The sequence below is a fragment of the Streptomyces sp. NPDC051907 genome (assembly GCF_040681075.1).
GTDB lineage: Bacteria > Actinomycetota > Actinomycetes > Streptomycetales > Streptomycetaceae > Streptomyces.
In genome coordinates this window covers 70,784-86,725 of the sequence record NZ_JBFAYB010000024.1, presented here as the reverse complement: position 1 = coordinate 86,725, position 15,942 = coordinate 70,784, and the positions used below count along the sequence as shown (strand labels likewise).

The window sequence follows — 15,942 nt, the reverse complement described above, 5'->3', positions numbered from 1 at the left end:
CGCCTCCGCACGCCGAGCCCGCCGGGCGATGGACCGCCGCCCGGCCGGCCGTGGTGCCGCGCTCGGCCTGGCGTCCGATCTCGCGGCGCCGCCACCCGCCCGAGCTGACGGCGAGCGCGGTCAAGGCCGTCTTCATCCACCACACCAACAGCGGCAACGACTACACCCCAAAGGACGTACCGGAGCTCATCCGCAACCTCTCGCACGACCACGTCGCGAACCGGGAGTGGGACGACGTCGGCTACAACTTCCTCGTCGACCGGAACGGCACCATCTACGAGGGCCGGGCCGGGGGCGTGGCCAACCCCGTCGTCGGCGCCCACACCCAGGGCTTCAACGTGGGCACGGTCGGCATAGCCGCGATCGGCAGCTACGGGTCCGGCACGACCGTGCCCGCGCCCATGCTGGAGGCGATAGCCCGGCTCGCCGCGTGGAAGCTCGGCCTGTACGGAGTCGACCCACGCGCAAGCACGGTCCTGGTCTCCACCAACGACCACAGCCGGTACCCAGAAGGCAGCAGGCACGTCTTCCGTACGATCTCCGGGCACCGCGACGCCACCTGGACCTGGTGCCCCGGAACCGCGCTCCACGCCCTCCTGCCGGACATCCGCGAACGCGCCGCCCGTCTCCAGGGCCGCCGCGACGACGAGTCCCCCGAGCCGGTCGAGCCCCGGCAGCGGGCAGAGGCGCCCGCGCCCGGTTCTCTCGACCCGGTCGATCCCTTCAGCCCGATCGACCCGTTCCGCCCGTTCGACCTCTTCGGCGCGTCGGACACGTCAGGCGCGCCCGGCTACGGCGGCGCGAGCGCCCTCGGCATGGGCGACGGGTGCCTTCAGCCCGACGGGTAGAGCACCCCGGAACAGATCATGTGCGTTGGCGAAGCGAACCACCTGTGTCGCACACCTGCTCCCGACCGCCTTCGAGGCGCCGACGGCCTTCCGCATGCACGACGGTCGACCAGCCGGCACAGCCCAACGAGTCCACATCCACGTACGAGCACCACGCCGTACGGGACCGGCGGAAGGCACCCCCTCTACCCCGGCACGCCCCGCCGCCGCCCCGCATCCGCCGAGCCGCGCTCGATCCTGGCAGACTGTTCTCGATCGCGAAGTATGATCCGTTCCCGCGACTCGACCGCCGCGCCCCGGGCAGTCAGGCACCCCGCGGCTGGCCGCCCGCTCCCCCAAGGAGTCGCCCTGGTCGGCGCCCGGCCCGCCGAGGCCGTGGACAACCGCCCACTGGCCCGCCCGGACGCCGCTCACGAACGCAGCGGCCACCTTGTGGCAACAGTGAGTGAGCTATGTTGAGCACGAGTGGGACGAGAAGGAGGCACACCGGTGCCATCAGGGCAGCAGGCACGCGCACAGGCGTCTGCGATCACGCCGGGAAACCAGTCTTCGGACACGGAGCCGGCCCCCACCGACAGGGTTCTCGCCCTGTTCGGCGGTCACCGGCTGTCCCCCGCGCAGCGTCGCATCGCCCAGTACATGGTCGACCATCTGACCGAGGCCGCGTTCTTGTCGATCACGGATCTGGCGGAGCGCGTGGGCGTCAGCCAGCCGTCGGTGACGCGGTTCGCCACCTCCCTGGGCTTCAGCGGATTCCCCGCGCTGCGGGAGGCCTTGCAGCCCATCGCGCTCAGCTCGGTCGCCGGGACCCCGGACACCCGCGAGGAGATCCGCCGCAACGAGCTCCAGGCGGCCGTCGACGCCGAGATCGAGAATCTGGAGAGCCTGCGCCGGGTCGTCGCGGACCCCCACCACGTGCTCGACCTCGGCCGCGAGCTGGCCCGCTCGACGCCGCTGACGATCCTGGGCCTGCGGATCTCCGTGTCGCTCGCGGAGTACTTCGCCTACGCGGCCAGACGCATCCACCCCGACGTCCGGCTGGTCACCCGCGGCGGCAGCGTGGCCTACGACGCGCTGCTCCAGTCGCGGGAGGCGGGCGGGACGTGGGTGCTGGCGTTCGCGATGCCCCGGCACGCGAACGAGACCCTCGCGGCGATGCGGGCCGCCCGCAGGGCCGGGCTGCGGGTCGCGCTGATCACCGATCTGACGCTGGGGCCGCTGGTGGACGAGGCGGACGTGACGCTGACCGCCCCCACCGGCTCACGGCTGGTCTTCGACTCGTACGCGGCGCCCGGAGTCCTGTCCGCGGCGGTGCTCCAGGCCATGGCCGACGCCGACCCGGAGCGTACGCAGGTACGGCTCGAGGGCTATGAGCAGGCCGCAGACCAGCACAACTTCTTCCTCGAGGACTGACCCCGAACAACGGTCACGATCACGGACCATTCATCACAAGTACCGCATGAAATTTTTCATACCCTTGCTTACTCGACGGTATATATATTTACTGCGTGACGTGGCCACGCCGTTCCTGCCCTGTGGGGGGGCAGGACGGCGTTCGGATTCCGACGCAAGGGCCACAAAGAACCGGACACCAAAGGGTGACGCTCCCTCCTCGCGCCAGCCGGCGGTGTCCTGTCCGGGCGTTCCGCTCCCTGGCGGAGCGCCCACCCACGGCGGCCCCGGTCAACCCCTGGGCCGGGGCCGCCGGAAACTCCCCCCACGAAAGCCACCCTCATCACCTCCGGAAGCGACGACGATGTCCCTTTCCTCCGCGACGACGAGTCCGGACTGGCCGTGCCAGGTCAAGACGCCCGGCACCCACGACTGGGAGCGCAGCGCCGCCCGCTGGCTTCGAGACCTCCTTCCGGCCCGCTACGCCGGATACTCGACGCTCACCCGTCACCACATCCTTCTCGCCCGCCACGCGCAGCATCAGCTGCAGCAGGAGATGCGGGCGGTACGGACCCTGCTGCAGACCAGCCGGGCGGAACTGCCCACGCTGGGCGTCTCCGAGACGATCATCGAGTCGACGATCCGGCTGTACCTGATCGAGCTCGACCAGCTCAACCGACTGGCCCGGGGCGTCCGACTGATCACCGAGGCGCTCATAGCGGACACGGACGTTCACCGCAGACGAGCGCACCTCGCGCTCCGCCGCTAGTCGCCGGCGGCCCCTTGCCAGTTGCCCGTTGCTCGGCGCCAGTCGCTTGTCGCCCGTCGCGAACCATGGGCCGCGAGCCTCGACCTGAAGGCCAGGGAGGGCCAGGGCGACCGTCACACCCCTTTGCCGGCCGCCTCGCGCAGCGCACGCCGGCAGGCCTGGATGGCGGGATGCCGGCTACGGCCCCGTCGGACCGCCGTGAACACCCGGCGCGTCCCCTGCCCTCGCGGCAGCGGCCGCAGCGCCACCGTCGGCCGACCGCCGCTCCATACGAGGTCGGGCAGGAGCGCGGCGGCATGCCCCTGCTCCACAAGACGCAGATGCAGCAGCAGGTCCGTGGACTCGTACCGTACGTCGGGCTCGAACCCCGCGGTGCGGCACAGGGTCATCGCCCAGTGCCGGGCCGTCGTGCCCTCGGGCTCCATCACCCATGGATGACCGGCCAGTTCGCGCAGCGCCTCCCGCGCCCCCGCCGGGCCCGCTCCCTCGACGCCCCGCGGACGGGCCAGCCGCAGCGGGTCGTCGCACAGGTCCTCCTGCTCCAGCTCCGCCGGGCGGGCGTCCGGGCTGCCGGGGTACTCCTCGGCGACGACGAGGTCGAAGTCGCGGGCGAGCAGCGCCGGAATCGACTTCTCCGGCTCGGTCTGGGTGACATGGACCCGCAGCCGGGGGTGGGCCTCGCGCAGCAGCGTCAGCGCGGTCGGCACCAGGGCGAGGGCGGCCGTCTGGAAGGACGCGACGCGCAGGGTGCCGGCGAGGTCGGCGAGGGAGGTCGCGATGTCCGCCTCGGCGCGCTCGAGGCGTTCGAGGACCGCTTCGGTGTGCGCGACGAGGATCTCGGCCTGCGGGGTGAGCCGTACCCGCCGTCCCACCGGCTCCAGCAGCGGCACCCCGACCTCCGACTCCAGCAGGGAGAGCTGCTGGGAGACGGACGAGGGGCTGTAGGACAGGGCGGCGGCGACCGCGGCGAGGGTGCCGCGGTGCTTGAGCTCGCGCAGCAGCCGCAGCCGGTGCAGATCGAACATCGTGGGCTCGCCTCCGCAGATCGTTCGGTTCTCCCGATGAATATAGGTCGGAGACATTCGCTGGACCGATGGGTAGGGCCGGCCGCACTCTGGTCCTGTGTCTGAGCCCTCCTCTCCTCGCCCCCTGTCCTGGTACGCGCGGACCGCCGCCCGTACGCTCCGCAGCGTGCCCGCCCCCTCCGCGGTGCGCGCCTTCCACGCCTCCCTGCCCGGCTACGCGCCCACGCCGCTGACCGAGCTCCCGGACCTCGCCGCCGAGCTGGGCGTCGGCCGGGTCTTCGTCAAGGACGAGTCGTCGCGGCTGGGACTGCCCGCGTTCAAGACCCTGGGCGCGTCCTGGGCGATCCACCGGGTCCTGGAGGAGACCTCGGCCCGGCCGGTCACCCTGGTCACGGCCACCGACGGCAACCACGGCCGCGCCGTGGCCCGTACGGCGCGGCTGCTCGGCCAGCGGGCCCATGTCTTCGTGCCGCAGGGCGTCCATCCGGCCGCCGCGGCCGCTATAGCCGCCGAGGACGCCCAGGTCACCCAGGTCGACGGCCCGTACGACGAAGCGGTGTGCCAGGCCGCGGACTTGGCGGCCTCCGCGCCGGACTCGGTGCTCGTCCAGGACACCGCGTGGGAGGGCTACGAGCGGATCCCCGGCTGGATCGTCGAGGGCTACTCGACGCTGTTCGCCGAGATCGACGCCCAACTCGCCGCCGCCGACGCCGAGTCGCCCGGTCTCCTCGCCGTCCCGGTGGGCGTGGGCTCGCTCGCCCAGGCCGCCGTCGCCCACTACCGCAGCCGCCCCGGCGCCCGCTCCCCCGCCCTGCTGGCCGTCGAGCCCGATGCGGCGGCCTGTGTGCTGCAGAGCCTGGTCCACGGCAGCCCGCTGAGCGTGGACACCGGCGTGACCGCTATGGCGGGCCTGAACTGCGGCACGCCCTCCAGCATCGCCTGGCCCCTCCTGCGCGACGGCCTCGACGCGGCCATAGCGGTCACGGACGCGGACAGCGCCCGCGCGGCGCAGGATCTCGCCGCGCTCGGCGTCGGCTCCGGCCCGTGCGGCGCGGCCTCGCTGGCCGGCGTCCGCGCGGCCCACACGGGCGACGGCGCGGACGGCCGCCGCCGCGCCCTTGCCCTCGCGCCCGACGCCGCTCTGGTGCTGCTGAGCACCGAGGGCACGGACGCCAACCCGCACCTCGCGGACGCCGCCTCGCACCGCGCGGACGCCGACCCGCGCATCCGGAAGGGCTTGTGATGACCGGTCTGGTCACCGTCGACGGAGACCGCCTGTGGCGGTCCCTGATGGCTCTCGCCGAGGTCGGCGCGTACGACGACGAGCGCACCGGGCTGCGCGGAGTGAACCGGCTGGCGCTCACCGACGCCGACGCGGCCGGGCGGCGCCTGGTCGTCTCCTGGATGGAGGAGGCGGGCCTGACCGTCCGCGTCGACCGGATGGGCAACGTCTATGGGCGCCGCGAGGGCACGGACCCCGCCGCCCGCCCGGTGCTGACCGGCTCCCATATCGACAGCGTGGCCACGGCCGGGGCGTTCGACGGCTGTCTGGGCGTGCTGGGCGGCATCGAGGTCGTCCGGACGCTCGACCACCGGGGACCTGGACCGGGGACCTGGACTGGGCATGAAGGGGCCGGCCGCGCCCTGCCATCGCGGCCGGCCCCGCCTCGCCGGGAGCAACGCGCTTCCTAGGCTCCCGTCGAGGCCAGCCAGGACGCGACCGCCTCAGCGATCGGCTGGCCGGTCTCCAGCTCGATGAAGCCGAACTGGCCGCCCTGGTTGCACTCCAGGAACCACCAGACCCCCTCCTCGTCCTCGGCGAAGTCGAACGCGCCATAGGCGAGTCCGGCGAGGCCCATGTACTCGCGGACGGCCTGGGCCACCCGCTCGGGGGTCTGCGTGGGCTCCCACATCTGACCGTCTGTGCCGTACCGCCCGTCCACCTGGTCCGAGTCGGCCTCCTTCCGCGCGGCGAACAGCCGCCCGCCGACGCAGGTCAGTCTGATGTCGGCCCGCTTGGCGATAAACCGCTGAAGGATCGTGGGACCGGCCGCGACGTCGGAGAAGTCCGTGTCCGGGCCGATCCGGGTGGTGGGCAGCGCGATCGGGGGATCGCTGGTGGGCGGCCCGGAGGCCGACTTCACCACGATGTCCCGGTACTGCGCCGCGAACTGGCGCGCCACCCGCGGGAACGTGGTGATGAGGGTCGGCGGCACGGCGAAGCCGCTACGGTGAGCCAGCCGCAGCTGCCATGGCTTGCAGCGCGCCTGAGCGGACACACAGGGGTGGTTCATCCAGCGCGCCGTAGTGGAATACAGCATTCCGTACAGCGCCTGGCTGGACTCGGCGGTGAGCCACTCCGAGGGCTCGGGAGCGTTCGCCGCCGGCTCGCCGGGTCTGCGCACCCAGACGGAGCGCAGACCGCTCATGCTCACCATGCGCCCTTCCGACTTCAGAAAGCCATGGAAGTCCCCACTGACGTACTCAGCCGACATGGCGGCCTCGCCGGGAAGGTCGGCGGGGTCGAAGCGCACCAGCGGGACACCGCGTTCGTGCAGCTTGGCGACCACCATGTCGGTCGTCACATCCTGCTGACAGGTCAGGATCAGCACAGTCATCGTCGCGCCGGTTCTTCAGTCGTCGAAGTGCGTCTGCGAGCCGGCGGTCGAGGTCGTGGTGCCCGTCGCCAGGAGCACCGCCCGGTCCGAGATCGCGGGGCGGCCGTCGGGCAGCACGTTCAACTGCTGGGCGGAGTCATAACTGTACGGAATGGTTTCCGGCGAACTCTCCGCCGGAAGTGCGTAGTTCAGCATGAACGCTCGCATGGTTCTCCTTCGGTGCCCCAAAGGGCGTCTAAGCCGCACACGTGTCAGTACGCACTGAACGACCTAGAGGTTTCACTACGTTCCGTCATTCGTAGGCCAAAGGAACGTGAAAGCGGTCACATCGGTAACGCTGTGTCAATCTCCGTGCACAGTAGGGCCGTTAACGGCACACAGCACCGCTGTTAGGGACGCGTTCGGCGGGGAACCCGCCCCTCGATGGAAGGAGACCTCTATGGCCGTCGCCAAGACGAGCGTGCTGATCCTGGACTGTGCCGAGCCCATGGCGCTCGCGGAGTTCTACGCCACCCTGCTCGACGCCGAGACCCAGCCCGGGGCGGACCCCGACTTCATCGAGATCCTCGGCAACGACGGGGCGCGGCTCGCCGTGCACAGGGACCGCGGGCACGCGCCGCCCAGCTGGCCGCGCCCTGACGACTCCCAGCAGGCTCACCTGCGGATCCTCGTCTCGCCGGGTGACATGGACGAGGCGGAGCGGGAGGCGATCGGCCTCGGCGCGCGCCCGCTGGACACCAAGGACAACGGCGGGCCGCTCGATGTGCGCCTCTACTCCGACCCCGCCGGGCACACCTTCTCGCTGGCCGCCTCGGCCCCGAGCACCGAGGCGGCCACCGAGCGCCGCCTGTAGCGCGCCTATAGGGCCCTGGGGCGGGCGGCGAACGCCATGGCACGACGCGAAGGCGCGTCGCCCCAGGGCCCTAGTGCGGGTCAGCCGGACGACTCGTCCGGCACCGGCTGTTCGGGGTGCACGCCGCCGCCGCGCGCCGCGCCTCGGGGCCCGGCGCCCGCCTCGTCCACGTCGGGCAGCTCCCCGCCGCCGTCGGACGCGCCCTCGTCCGCACCTTCCGGGTCGGCGTCCAGCCGGTCTCCTTCGTCCGCCGCCTGCTGATCGGGCATGTCCCTGGGCACGGGGTCCGCTTCGTCTCGGCGCTCGGGCTGTTGGTCGGTCACTGTTCCTCCCTCGTCGCGGTCGCCTACCGAGCGCCTCACCGATCCCGGGCGCGTGAAACATCGGCCTCCAGCCCCGCACGGCCCAGTAAGAACCGCGAGACGCGGCCCCGGCTTGGTAAGAAGGGTGGAGAGCAAAAACGATCAACCCCACCCATACGGCCGATCGGAACCGAGGTACGACGCAGTGGAGCCAGCCAGCAGGCCGGACAGCGGGCCCGCCGCCCCGGCGCCCGCCGGGGCGCACAGCTCCGTCCTCACGCTGCACGTCAACGGCGCCGCCCACACCCTGACGCTGGACCACCGCACCACCGTCCTGGACGCCCTGCGCGAGCATCTGGACCTGACGGGCGCGAAGAAGGGGTGCGACCACGGTCAGTGCGGCGCGTGCACCGTGCTCGTCGACGGGCAGCGCGTCAACAGCTGTCTGCTGCTCGCCGTGGCCCACGACGGCGCGCACATCACCACCGTCGAGGGCCTGGCCCGCGGGGTGAGCCTGCACCCCCTGCAGGAGGCGTTCCTGGCCCGCGACGCCCTCCAGTGCGGCTACTGCACGCCCGGCCAGCTCTGCTCGGCCGTCGGCGTGCTGGCCGAGGCGTCGGACGGGCACCCGTCCCTCGTCACCCCCGGCCAGCAGCCGCCGCGCGGGCTCGCGGACCTCTCGCCGGCGGAGATCCGCGAGCGGATGAGCGGCAATCTGTGCCGCTGCGGCGCGTACCCCAACATCGTGGACGCGATCGCGGACGTCGTCGAGCAGGTGACGCCGTGAAGCCGTTCGGCTATCTGCGCCCCGCCGGCGTACAGGAGGCGATCGACGCCCTGGCCGCGCATCCGGGCGCCTGCTTCCTCGCCGGGGGCACCAATCTGGTCGACCTGATGAAGCTGGGCGTCACGGCTCCGCATCTGCTCGTCGACGTCGCCGGGCTGCCGCTGCGCACCGTCGACGAGACGCCGGACGGCGGGCTGCGCATCGGCGCTACGGTCCGCAACAGCGAACTCGCCGCGCACGCGGCCGTCCGCGCACGGTACCCGGTCCTGTCCCAGGCGCTGCTCTCGGGCGCGTCCGGACAGCTCCGCAACGTCGCCACCACGGCGGGGAACCTGCTCCAGCGCACCCGCTGCCTGTACTTCCAGGACGTCTCCAAGCCGTGCAACAAGCGCACGCCCGGCGCCGGATGCCCCGCGCGGGAGGGCGCCCACCGGGATCTCGCCGTGCTCGGCCACTCCGCCCACTGCGTCGCCACCCACCCCTCGGACATGGCGGTGGCGCTGGCCGCCCTCGACGCCGTCGTCGAGCTGCGCGGGCCCGACGGCGAACGCGCCGTCCCCGTCACGGACTTCCACCGGCTGCCCGGAGACCGTCCCGAGCAGGACACCGTGATGCGACCGGGCGAGCTGATCACCGGCGTGACGCTGCCGCCTCCGTCCCCCGGCGGGCGCTCCGCCTACCGCAAGGCCCGCGACCGCACCTCGTACGCCTTCGCTCTCGCCTCCGTCGCCGCCGTCCTGGAGGTCGAGGACGGCGTCGTGCGGCACGCCGCTCTCGCCTTCGGCGGGCTCGCCCACCGGCCCTGGCGCGCCCGGGCGGCCGAGCAGGCGCTGCTCGGGGCGGACGCGACCGAGGAGACGTACGCCCGCGCGGCCGACGCGGAACTGGACTCGGCGGAGCCGCTGCGCGACAACGGCTTCAAGGTGCGGCTCGCCCGCAACCTCGCCGTCAGCGTGCTCGCCTCGCTCACCGCCCCCTCCGTGCGGACCGGCCCGTCATGACGCACGCATCCGCCTCGCTGGGCACGCCCGTCGTCCGGCGCGAGGGCCGGGACAAGGTCACCGGCGCGGCCCGGTACGCGGCCGAGCACACGCCGCCCGGCTGCGTCCACGCCTGGCCCGTGCCCGCCGCCGTCGCGCGCGGCCGGGTCGCCGCCGTCCACGCGGACGAGGCGCTCGCGCTGCCCGGCGTGCTCGCGGTCCTCAGCCATCTCAACGCGCCGCGTCTGCACGCTGCCGGCGACGCGACGCTCATGCTTCTGCAGGACGACCGCGTCCCGCACCGCGGCTGGTACGTCGCGCTGGTCGTCGCCGACACCCTGGAGGGCGCCCGCGCGGCCGCCGAGGTGTTGAGGGTGGAGTACGAGAGCGACGACCACGACGTGCTGCTGACGCCCGACCACCCCGGCCTCTATACGCCCGACAAGGCGAACGGCGGATTCCCGGGCGTCCGCGAGCGGGGCGACTTCGACGCGGCCTTCGCGGCCGCGGCCGTCCGCCTCGACGCGACGTACACGACGCCCGCGCTGCACAACCACCCCATGGAGCCGCACGCCGCGACCGCGCACTGGCACGACGGCCGTCTGACGGTGCACGACTCCAGCCAGGGCGCGGGGGCGGTACGGCAGGTGCTCGCCGGGCTGTTCGGGATCGCGAAGCAGGAGATCACCGTGGTCTCCGAGCACGTCGGGGGCGGCTTCGGGGCGAAGGGCACTCCGCGTCCGCAGGTCGTGCTCGCCGCCATGGCGGCGCGGCACACCGGGCGCCCCGTCAAACTGGCGCTGCCGCGCCGCCAGCTGGCCGCGGTCGTCGGGCACCGCCCGCCCACGGTGCAGCGCGTACGGATCGGCGCCGGCGCCGACGGGGTCGTCACGGCGCTGGCCCACGAGATCGTCACGCACACCTCCACGGTCAGGGAGTTCGTCGAGCAGGCGGCCGTCCCGGCTCGGGTCATGTACACCTCGCCGAACAGCCGCACGAGCCATCGGGTGGCGAAGCTCGACGTGCCGTCCCCCTCCTGGATGCGGGCGCCCGGCGAGGCGTCGGGGATGTACGCGCTCGAGTCGGCTATGGACGAGCTCGCCGTCGCCGTCGGGGTGGATCCCGTGGAGCTGCGCCTGCGCAACGAGCCGCAGACCGAGCCCGACAGCGGCAAGCCCTTCAGCAGCCGGCATCTCGTCGACTGCCTGCGGGAAGGCGCCCGGCGCTTCGGCTGGCAGGGGCGCGATCCGCGTCCTGGCGTCCGCCGCGAGGGCGATCTGCTGCTGGGCACGGGGGTGGCGGCGGCCACCTATCCGGTGTTCCTCGCCCCGGGCGCGGCCACCGCGCGCGCCGCCCGGGACGGGACCTGTCTGATCCGGGTCGACGCCACCGACATCGGCACCGGCGCCCGTACGGTCCTGGCGCAGATCGCCGCCGACGCGCTGGGCGTGCCCCTGGAGTCGGTGCGCGTCGACATCGGCAGCAGCGATCTGCCCAAGGGCACGGTGGCGGGCGGCTCGGCGGGCACGGCCTCGTGGGGCTGGCCGGTGCACAAGGCGGCGGTCGAGCTGGCGGAGCGGCTGCGGGAGCTGCGCGGCGCCGTGCCGCCCGAGGGAGTGACCGTCTACGCGGACACGGACGAGGAGTGCCGCCGGGAGTCCCCGTACGCGCAGCACGCGTTCGGCGCGCACTTCGCCGAGGTGCAGGTCGACACGGCGACCGGAGAGGTACGCGTACGCCGTCTGCTGGGCGTCTTCGCGGCCGGGCGGATCCTCAACCCCCTCACCGCGCGCTCCCAGTTCGTCGGCGCGATGACTATGGGGCTCGGCATGGCGCTGACGGAGACGAGCGCTATGGACGCAGTCTTCGGCGACTACCCCGAGTGCGACCTGGCCTCGTACCACGTGCCCGCCTGCGCCGACGTCACGGCGATCGAGGCGCACTGGATCGACGAGGAGGACCCGCACCTGAACCCGGTGGGCGGCAAGGGCATCGGGGAGCTCGGCATCGTCGGCACGGCGGCGGCCGTCGCCAACGCTATGTACCACGCCTCGGGCGTACGGCTGCGGGACCTGCCGCTCACCCCGGACCGGGTGCTGCCCCGGCTGAAGGACCCCCTCGGTCCAGGCCGGTGAGGGCGGCGGCCTGCCGGAAGACGTCGACGAGCTTGGGGAGCGCCACCTTGCCGGTGGAGACATTGCGCTGGCTCGGGTGGTAGCAGCCGAGGAGGTGCAGCTCCCGGCGGGCGCCCCGGCCGGCCAGAGTGACGTGCGCTCCGTGCGCGAACGCGGGCCGGGGACGCGGGAGTTCCCAGCCGGCGTCCGCGAGCACGGGCAGCAGCGCCTGCCAGCCGAAGGCCCCGAGGGCGACCACGGCCCGCAGAGTGGGGCTGAGCAGCTCCAGCTCGGCCGCGAGCCAGGGCCGGCAGGCGTCGCGCTCGGCCGGCGTGGGCTTGTTCTGCGGCGGCGCGCAGTGGACGGGGGCCGTGACGCGTACGCCGTGCAGCATCAGGCCGTCGTCGACGTGGACGGACTCCGGCTGGGAGGCGAGGCCGACGGCGTGCAGCGCGGCGAACAGCAGGTCTCCCGAGGCGTCGCCGGTGAACATCCGGCCGGTCCGGTTGCCTCCGTGCGCGGCGGGGGCGAGCCCGACCACGGCGAGGGCCGCGTCGGGCGGGCCGAATCCGGGGACGGGCCTGCCCCAGTACTCCCAGTCCTGGAACGCGGCGCGCTTCACGACGGCGACCTCTTCCCGCCAGGCCACCAGCCGGGGGCAGGCCCGGCACCGGGCCACCTGTGCGTCCAGCTCGCCGAGCCGGCCGCACAGCGGGGCGCTGCGGGCGGGGAAGTCGCCGTCGTCAGGGCGCGGCGGCGAGGGGGCCACGTCGTCTCCCTTGCTGGGTCGGTCGGGGGCCGTGGGCAGGGCTTCGGCGTGCCATTGGTTCCCCGGGAGGCGAGAGTGGAAGCGTGCCAGTCAAGGACGGAGACCTTCGATGAGCGACGCCAAAGAGACGCACACGGGCGTGGAGCCGGCCGGCCTCGACGACCAGCAGCTGCTGCGGGAGCTGGAGTCCATTCACCGCACCCGGCACGACACGCTGCTGCACGGCTCGCAGCACGCGCTCGTGGCGCACAGCATCCGGATGACGGAGCTGGAGGCCGAGTATCTGAAGCGGCATCCCAACCGTCCTGTGGCGAGGGGCAGGACCCGGGACGGCGCCCGCGAAAGGTGCGATTGAGCCTGGGGGCGAGCATGCGCCGGAGCGAGCCGGCCGGGACGGGAAAAGAACGGGCCGGGAATGGGAAAAGAAATCTACTCGCTCCCGATGCATGACCCTGGATTCCTGGGGCACACGGCGAAGTGGAGGTTGGTAATCATGGTTCCCCTTCTCGTCGTTCTCCTTCTCGCCCTGATCCTTTTCGGCGCGGGATTCGCACTCGAGGCACTGTGGTGGATCGCGGTCATCGTGCTCGTCGTATGGCTGCTCGGGTTCGTCATCAGGCCTGCGGCCAGCGGTGGACGCAGGGGCCGTTGGTATCGCTGGTAGCACCGACGGCACGGGAGTTCCACCGAAAACCTTATGCGCGCGTGTTCCGGACTGCATATCCGGAGCACGCGCGTTTCCGTGCGGGTATTCCCAGAAAGCACGGATATACACACCGCCACGGATATACACATCGCCCAGAAGAGTCAAGGAGAATTCGCCGCGATCCAGCCGATCCGGCAGATCCAGCAGATCCGTCCAAGCCTGTCGATCCCGCCGATCCCGCCGATCCAGCCGGGGGCGAATGGAGAGGCGCAGGGGAAAGAGCCGGGGCGCTCAGTCGTCCACAGGGATGCGACGTCGCGTCTGCGCCCCCGTCCGTCTGCCCGCACGTCGGCCAGGCAGGCGGAGTAGTCCGTTCCGATCGCCAGCGTCCGCGATGCCGCATATGCGGGAGTAGAATCCGGTTCGCGTTTGCATGGACTCCTCAAGATGGGACTCCTCACTCGGGAGCAGTCATGACCATGCCCGAACGGGCGCCGTCCGACGGACCGCCGGACGGCCAGGGCGACCAGGACGCCCATGACGGACGGGACGACCACGGCGGACGGGACGACCAGGACGGGCTCTCCGCCGCCGTCGCGGACCTGACCGCCGAAGTCGCGGCCCTGCGCGGCGATCTCGCCCGTCGGCATCTGATGGACCTGGCCGCGGGAGTGCTGGTCGCACAGCTGGCGACAGCGCCTCCCGACGCAGCGGACCATCTGGCCCGGCTCGCCGCGTCCACCGGGCTCGCCGAGGAGGATCTGGCGGCCGACATCGTCAACGCCGCGTCCGGCGCGGTCGTGGCCCACGCCCCGGACGAGCCCGCACCCGACGCGCAGACCCCCGCGGAGACCCGTCGGGCGCGCAGGACGCAGTCGGCGGCCGAGACCGGCGGCACCCTCGGCGAGGTCACCGAGTCGCTGCTGGAGAGCGGGCTGCGGCCGCTCGGCGCCGAGGCGCTGTGGATGTGGCGGCGCACGCCGACCGACTGTCTGGAGCTGGCCGGGCACGCCGGGGTCTCCGGACTGGAGGCGTCCCACTGGCGGTGGCTGCCCCCGGAGGCCTCGGGCCCCCTCCACCGGGCCCTGACGAAGGGATCGCCCGACTGGCTCCCGCAGGGGCCGCCTCCGGGCGAACGGCTGCCGGGGCCCGCCCCCGACGCCGCCCGGGCCCTGCTCCCGCTGCGCGACCGGGGCACGGTCACCGGCCTCGCCCTGGTCGTCTGGCCCAGCCCGGCCGACCTGGACGACACCGTGCGCCGCACGCTCACCGGGCTGATGGACACCGCGGAGCGGATGCTCGACGCCGCCCCCGCGCAGGGCGGCCGGCCGCCCCCGGTCGGCCCGCTGCTCGACCTGCTGGCCCACCCGGCCATGGCGCTGCGCGCCGACCCCGAGACCGGCATCCTCCACGTCGAGCACCTCAACCCCGCGGCCCTGCACTCCTCCGGCGGGGTGCACGGGCCCGTGGGCCGCCCGCTGGCCCAGGTGTTCCCCGCAGTGCACGCCGATCTCGTACGGCTCGAGCAGCGCGCCCGCGCGGAGGCGGCGCCCCAGCACGCGGCCCGTCTCCCCGCGACCCGTCCCCCGGCGGCTCAGCAGCCCGCCGGCCCCGATCCCCTGCTCGACGTCCGTGTGCTGCCCGCGGGGCCCGGCCTCAGCGTCGTCCTGTGGCACGCGGCCACCGACTCGGGGCTCGCGGTCGTACGGGTCCTGGAACGGCTGGAGAATCTGGCGTCCTTCGAGGACGACCTGGTCAGCGGCGAGTCCCGGTGGACCGACCAGGCGCACAAGATCTTCGGGCTGCCGCCGGACTCTCCAGCGGTCCCGCTGCGAGAGCTCGCGCCCAGGCTCCACCCCGACGAGGCGGGCAATGTGGACGACCTGCTCGCCGCCCTGGCCGAGCGCCGGGTGGGCGCGCACACCGTGGTCCGCGCCCTGCGGGACGACGGCGGGATGCGCCATGTGCGCATCGCGGCCGAGCCGTTGCTCACGGGCGGCGTCCTCACCGGCATCACCGGCATCTACCAGGACGTCTCCGCCCAGCATCGGACCGAGCTCGCCCTCACCGCCGCGTTCGACCAGCTGACCGTGGCGCAGACGCAGGCGGCGCTGCGCCACCAGGTCGTGCTCCAGCTCCAGCGGGCGATCGTGCCCGAGGTGCCGGCGCTGGAGGGGCTGCCCGGCCTCCAGGTGGCGGCCCGGTACCGGCCGGCGGCGCAGGAGTACCGCGTCGGAGGCGACTGGTACGACGTGCTGCCGCTGCCGGACCAGCGGGTGCTGCTCGCGGTCGGCGACATCGCCGGCCACGGCATCGAGTCGGCCGTCAGCATGGTCTCCCTGCGCAACGCGCTGCACGGCCTGGCCTTCACCGGCAACTCCCCCAGCCGGCTCATGGCCTGGCTGAACGACCTCACGCTGCACACCCATGGAAACCCGACGGCGACCGCGCTGTGCGGCGTCTACGACCCGCAGGACCGCTCCCTGTGCTGGGCGAGCGCGGGCCATCTGCCGCCACTGCTGCTGCGCGAGGGGCGGGCGCGGCTGCTGGAGCCGCCGCGCAGCATCCTGCTGGGCGCCCTGCCCAACGCGGTCTACTCGCAGACCCTGACGCAGCTGCGGCCCGGGGACACACTGCTGCTCTACACCGACGGCCTCGTCGAGCGGCGGCACGCGGGACTGGACGAGTCGCTGACCGTGCTGCGCCGCGCCGCCGAGCGGCTGACCGCCGGTGGGATCGACGAACAGGCGGACCAGCTGCTGACCATGGTCACCGGGGACACGGACGACGACACGTCGCTGGTGGTCGTACGCGTCTCCTGAGGCCTGCGGCGCCGCCG

Annotated in this window: 17 protein-coding genes; 12 read left to right on the top strand and 5 right to left on the bottom strand. The window is 73.1% G+C overall.

Annotated features, from left to right (window positions below; all coding sequences use genetic code 11):
- The 3 genes from AB0M39_RS16005 to AB0M39_RS15995 all read left to right on the top strand — a co-directional run.
- The coding region (locus AB0M39_RS16005; protein WP_365364531.1) for a peptidoglycan recognition protein at positions 1-848 on the top strand (848 nt) is incomplete at its 5' end.
- 489 nt (positions 849-1,337) lie between these two features.
- Entirely contained in the window at positions 1,338-2,261 is a 924-nt protein-coding gene (locus AB0M39_RS16000) for a MurR/RpiR family transcriptional regulator (protein ID WP_365364529.1), read from the top strand.
- Positions 2,262-2,604: 343 nt separating this feature from the next.
- Positions 2,605-3,009, top strand: a complete 405-nt coding sequence (locus AB0M39_RS15995; protein ID WP_365364527.1) for a hypothetical protein — start codon at positions 2,605-2,607, stop codon at positions 3,007-3,009.
- Positions 3,010-3,122: 113 nt separating this feature from the next.
- Here the strand turns inward: AB0M39_RS15995 and AB0M39_RS15990 are convergent, their stop codons facing one another.
- On the bottom strand, positions 3,123-4,034 hold the full coding sequence (locus tag AB0M39_RS15990) for a LysR substrate-binding domain-containing protein (protein WP_365364525.1): 912 nt from the start codon (positions 4,032-4,034) through the stop codon (positions 3,123-3,125).
- Positions 4,035-4,131: 97 nt separating this feature from the next.
- Between AB0M39_RS15990 and AB0M39_RS15985 the strand changes: the two genes are divergently transcribed.
- Positions 4,132-5,277, top strand: coding sequence for a pyridoxal-phosphate dependent enzyme (locus AB0M39_RS15985; RefSeq protein WP_365364523.1), 1,146 nt, complete (start codon positions 4,132-4,134; stop codon positions 5,275-5,277).
- Entirely contained in the window at positions 5,277-5,726 is a 450-nt protein-coding gene (locus tag AB0M39_RS15980; protein ID WP_365364521.1) for a M28 family peptidase, read from the top strand. Before AB0M39_RS15985 ends, AB0M39_RS15980 begins: the two co-directional genes overlap by 1 nt.
- Here AB0M39_RS15980 and tgmB read toward each other — a convergent pair.
- Together tgmB and tgmA are read right to left on the bottom strand one after the other, a co-directional pair.
- A complete protein-coding gene (tgmB, locus tag AB0M39_RS15975; RefSeq protein WP_365364519.1) occupies positions 5,723-6,652 on the bottom strand; it encodes an ATP-grasp ribosomal peptide maturase in 930 nt (309 codons plus the stop codon). The genes AB0M39_RS15980 and tgmB overlap by 4 nt on opposite strands.
- Positions 6,653-6,667: 15 nt before the next feature.
- A complete protein-coding gene (tgmA, locus tag AB0M39_RS15970) occupies positions 6,668-6,859 on the bottom strand; it encodes a putative ATP-grasp-modified RiPP (protein WP_365364517.1) in 192 nt (63 codons plus the stop codon).
- A 232-nt stretch (positions 6,860-7,091) separates the two neighbouring features.
- Here tgmA and AB0M39_RS15965 point away from each other — a divergent pair, with 232 nt between their 5' ends.
- Positions 7,092-7,505, top strand: a complete 414-nt coding sequence (locus tag AB0M39_RS15965; protein WP_365364515.1) for a VOC family protein — start codon at positions 7,092-7,094, stop codon at positions 7,503-7,505.
- Positions 7,506-7,585: 80 nt separating this feature from the next.
- On the opposite strand, the gene AB0M39_RS15960 is transcribed toward AB0M39_RS15965, so the two are convergent.
- Positions 7,586-7,828 carry a hypothetical protein gene (locus tag AB0M39_RS15960; RefSeq protein ID WP_365364513.1) on the bottom strand — a complete coding sequence of 81 codons (243 nt, stop codon included), beginning with the start codon at positions 7,826-7,828 and terminating at the stop codon, positions 7,586-7,588.
- A 184-nt stretch (positions 7,829-8,012) separates the two neighbouring features.
- Here AB0M39_RS15960 and AB0M39_RS15955 point away from each other — a divergent pair, with 184 nt between their 5' ends.
- From AB0M39_RS15955 to AB0M39_RS15945, 3 genes are read left to right on the top strand one after another with little or no spacing between them, the layout of a single operon-like run.
- Positions 8,013-8,594, top strand: a complete 582-nt coding sequence (locus AB0M39_RS15955) for a 2Fe-2S iron-sulfur cluster-binding protein (RefSeq protein WP_365364511.1) — start codon at positions 8,013-8,015, stop codon at positions 8,592-8,594.
- The gene (locus AB0M39_RS15950) at positions 8,591-9,595 is read left to right on the top strand and encodes a xanthine dehydrogenase family protein subunit M (RefSeq protein WP_365364509.1); all 1,005 of its coding nucleotides are present in this window, start codon (positions 8,591-8,593) and stop codon (positions 9,593-9,595) included. Before AB0M39_RS15955 ends, AB0M39_RS15950 begins: the two co-directional genes overlap by 4 nt.
- Positions 9,592-11,709, top strand: coding sequence for a xanthine dehydrogenase family protein molybdopterin-binding subunit (locus tag AB0M39_RS15945; RefSeq protein WP_365364507.1), 2,118 nt, complete (start codon positions 9,592-9,594; stop codon positions 11,707-11,709). Before AB0M39_RS15950 ends, AB0M39_RS15945 begins: the two co-directional genes overlap by 4 nt.
- On the opposite strand, the gene AB0M39_RS15940 is transcribed toward AB0M39_RS15945, so the two are convergent.
- The gene (locus tag AB0M39_RS15940; protein WP_365364506.1) at positions 11,654-12,457 is read right to left on the bottom strand and encodes a uracil-DNA glycosylase; all 804 of its coding nucleotides are present in this window, start codon (positions 12,455-12,457) and stop codon (positions 11,654-11,656) included. The genes AB0M39_RS15945 and AB0M39_RS15940 overlap by 56 nt on opposite strands.
- A gap of 109 nt (positions 12,458-12,566) precedes the next feature.
- On the opposite strand from AB0M39_RS15940, the gene AB0M39_RS15935 reads away from it, so the two are divergent.
- From AB0M39_RS15935 to AB0M39_RS15925, 3 genes are all read left to right on the top strand, one after another.
- Complete coding sequence (locus AB0M39_RS15935) at positions 12,567-12,812, top strand: DUF6158 family protein (RefSeq protein ID WP_365364505.1); 246 nt, start codon at positions 12,567-12,569, stop codon at positions 12,810-12,812.
- Between the two features lie 138 nt (positions 12,813-12,950).
- Entirely contained in the window at positions 12,951-13,121 is a 171-nt protein-coding gene (locus AB0M39_RS15930) for a hydrophobic protein (protein ID WP_365364503.1), read from the top strand.
- Positions 13,122-13,576: 455 nt separating this feature from the next.
- The gene (locus AB0M39_RS15925; RefSeq protein ID WP_365364501.1) at positions 13,577-15,925 is read left to right on the top strand and encodes a SpoIIE family protein phosphatase; all 2,349 of its coding nucleotides are present in this window, start codon (positions 13,577-13,579) and stop codon (positions 15,923-15,925) included.
- The last annotated feature ends 17 nt before the right edge of the window (positions 15,926-15,942 follow it).

What these genes read in the sequence shown, in the direction of transcription:
- AB0M39_RS15995 (WP_365364527.1), top strand. Translation starts at nt 2,605, where the DNA reads ATGTCCCTTTCCTCCGCGACGACGAGTCCGGACTGGCCGTGCCAGGTC.
- AB0M39_RS15925 (WP_365364501.1), top strand. Translation starts at nt 13,577, where the DNA reads ATGACCATGCCCGAACGGGCGCCGTCCGACGGACCGCCGGACGGCCAG.
- tgmB (WP_365364519.1), bottom strand. Translation starts at nt 6,652, where the DNA reads ATGACTGTGCTGATCCTGACCTGTCAGCAGGATGTGACGACCGACATG.
- AB0M39_RS15965 (WP_365364515.1), top strand. Translation starts at nt 7,092, where the DNA reads ATGGCCGTCGCCAAGACGAGCGTGCTGATCCTGGACTGTGCCGAGCCC.
- AB0M39_RS15945 (WP_365364507.1), top strand. Translation starts at nt 9,592, where the DNA reads ATGACGCACGCATCCGCCTCGCTGGGCACGCCCGTCGTCCGGCGCGAG.
- tgmA (WP_365364517.1), bottom strand. Translation starts at nt 6,859, where the DNA reads ATGCGAGCGTTCATGCTGAACTACGCACTTCCGGCGGAGAGTTCGCCG.
- AB0M39_RS15930 (WP_365364503.1), top strand. Translation starts at nt 12,951, where the DNA reads ATGGTTCCCCTTCTCGTCGTTCTCCTTCTCGCCCTGATCCTTTTCGGC.
- AB0M39_RS15990 (WP_365364525.1), bottom strand. Translation starts at nt 4,034, where the DNA reads ATGTTCGATCTGCACCGGCTGCGGCTGCTGCGCGAGCTCAAGCACCGC.
- AB0M39_RS15935 (WP_365364505.1), top strand. Translation starts at nt 12,567, where the DNA reads ATGAGCGACGCCAAAGAGACGCACACGGGCGTGGAGCCGGCCGGCCTC.
- AB0M39_RS15980 (WP_365364521.1), top strand. Translation starts at nt 5,277, where the DNA reads ATGACCGGTCTGGTCACCGTCGACGGAGACCGCCTGTGGCGGTCCCTG.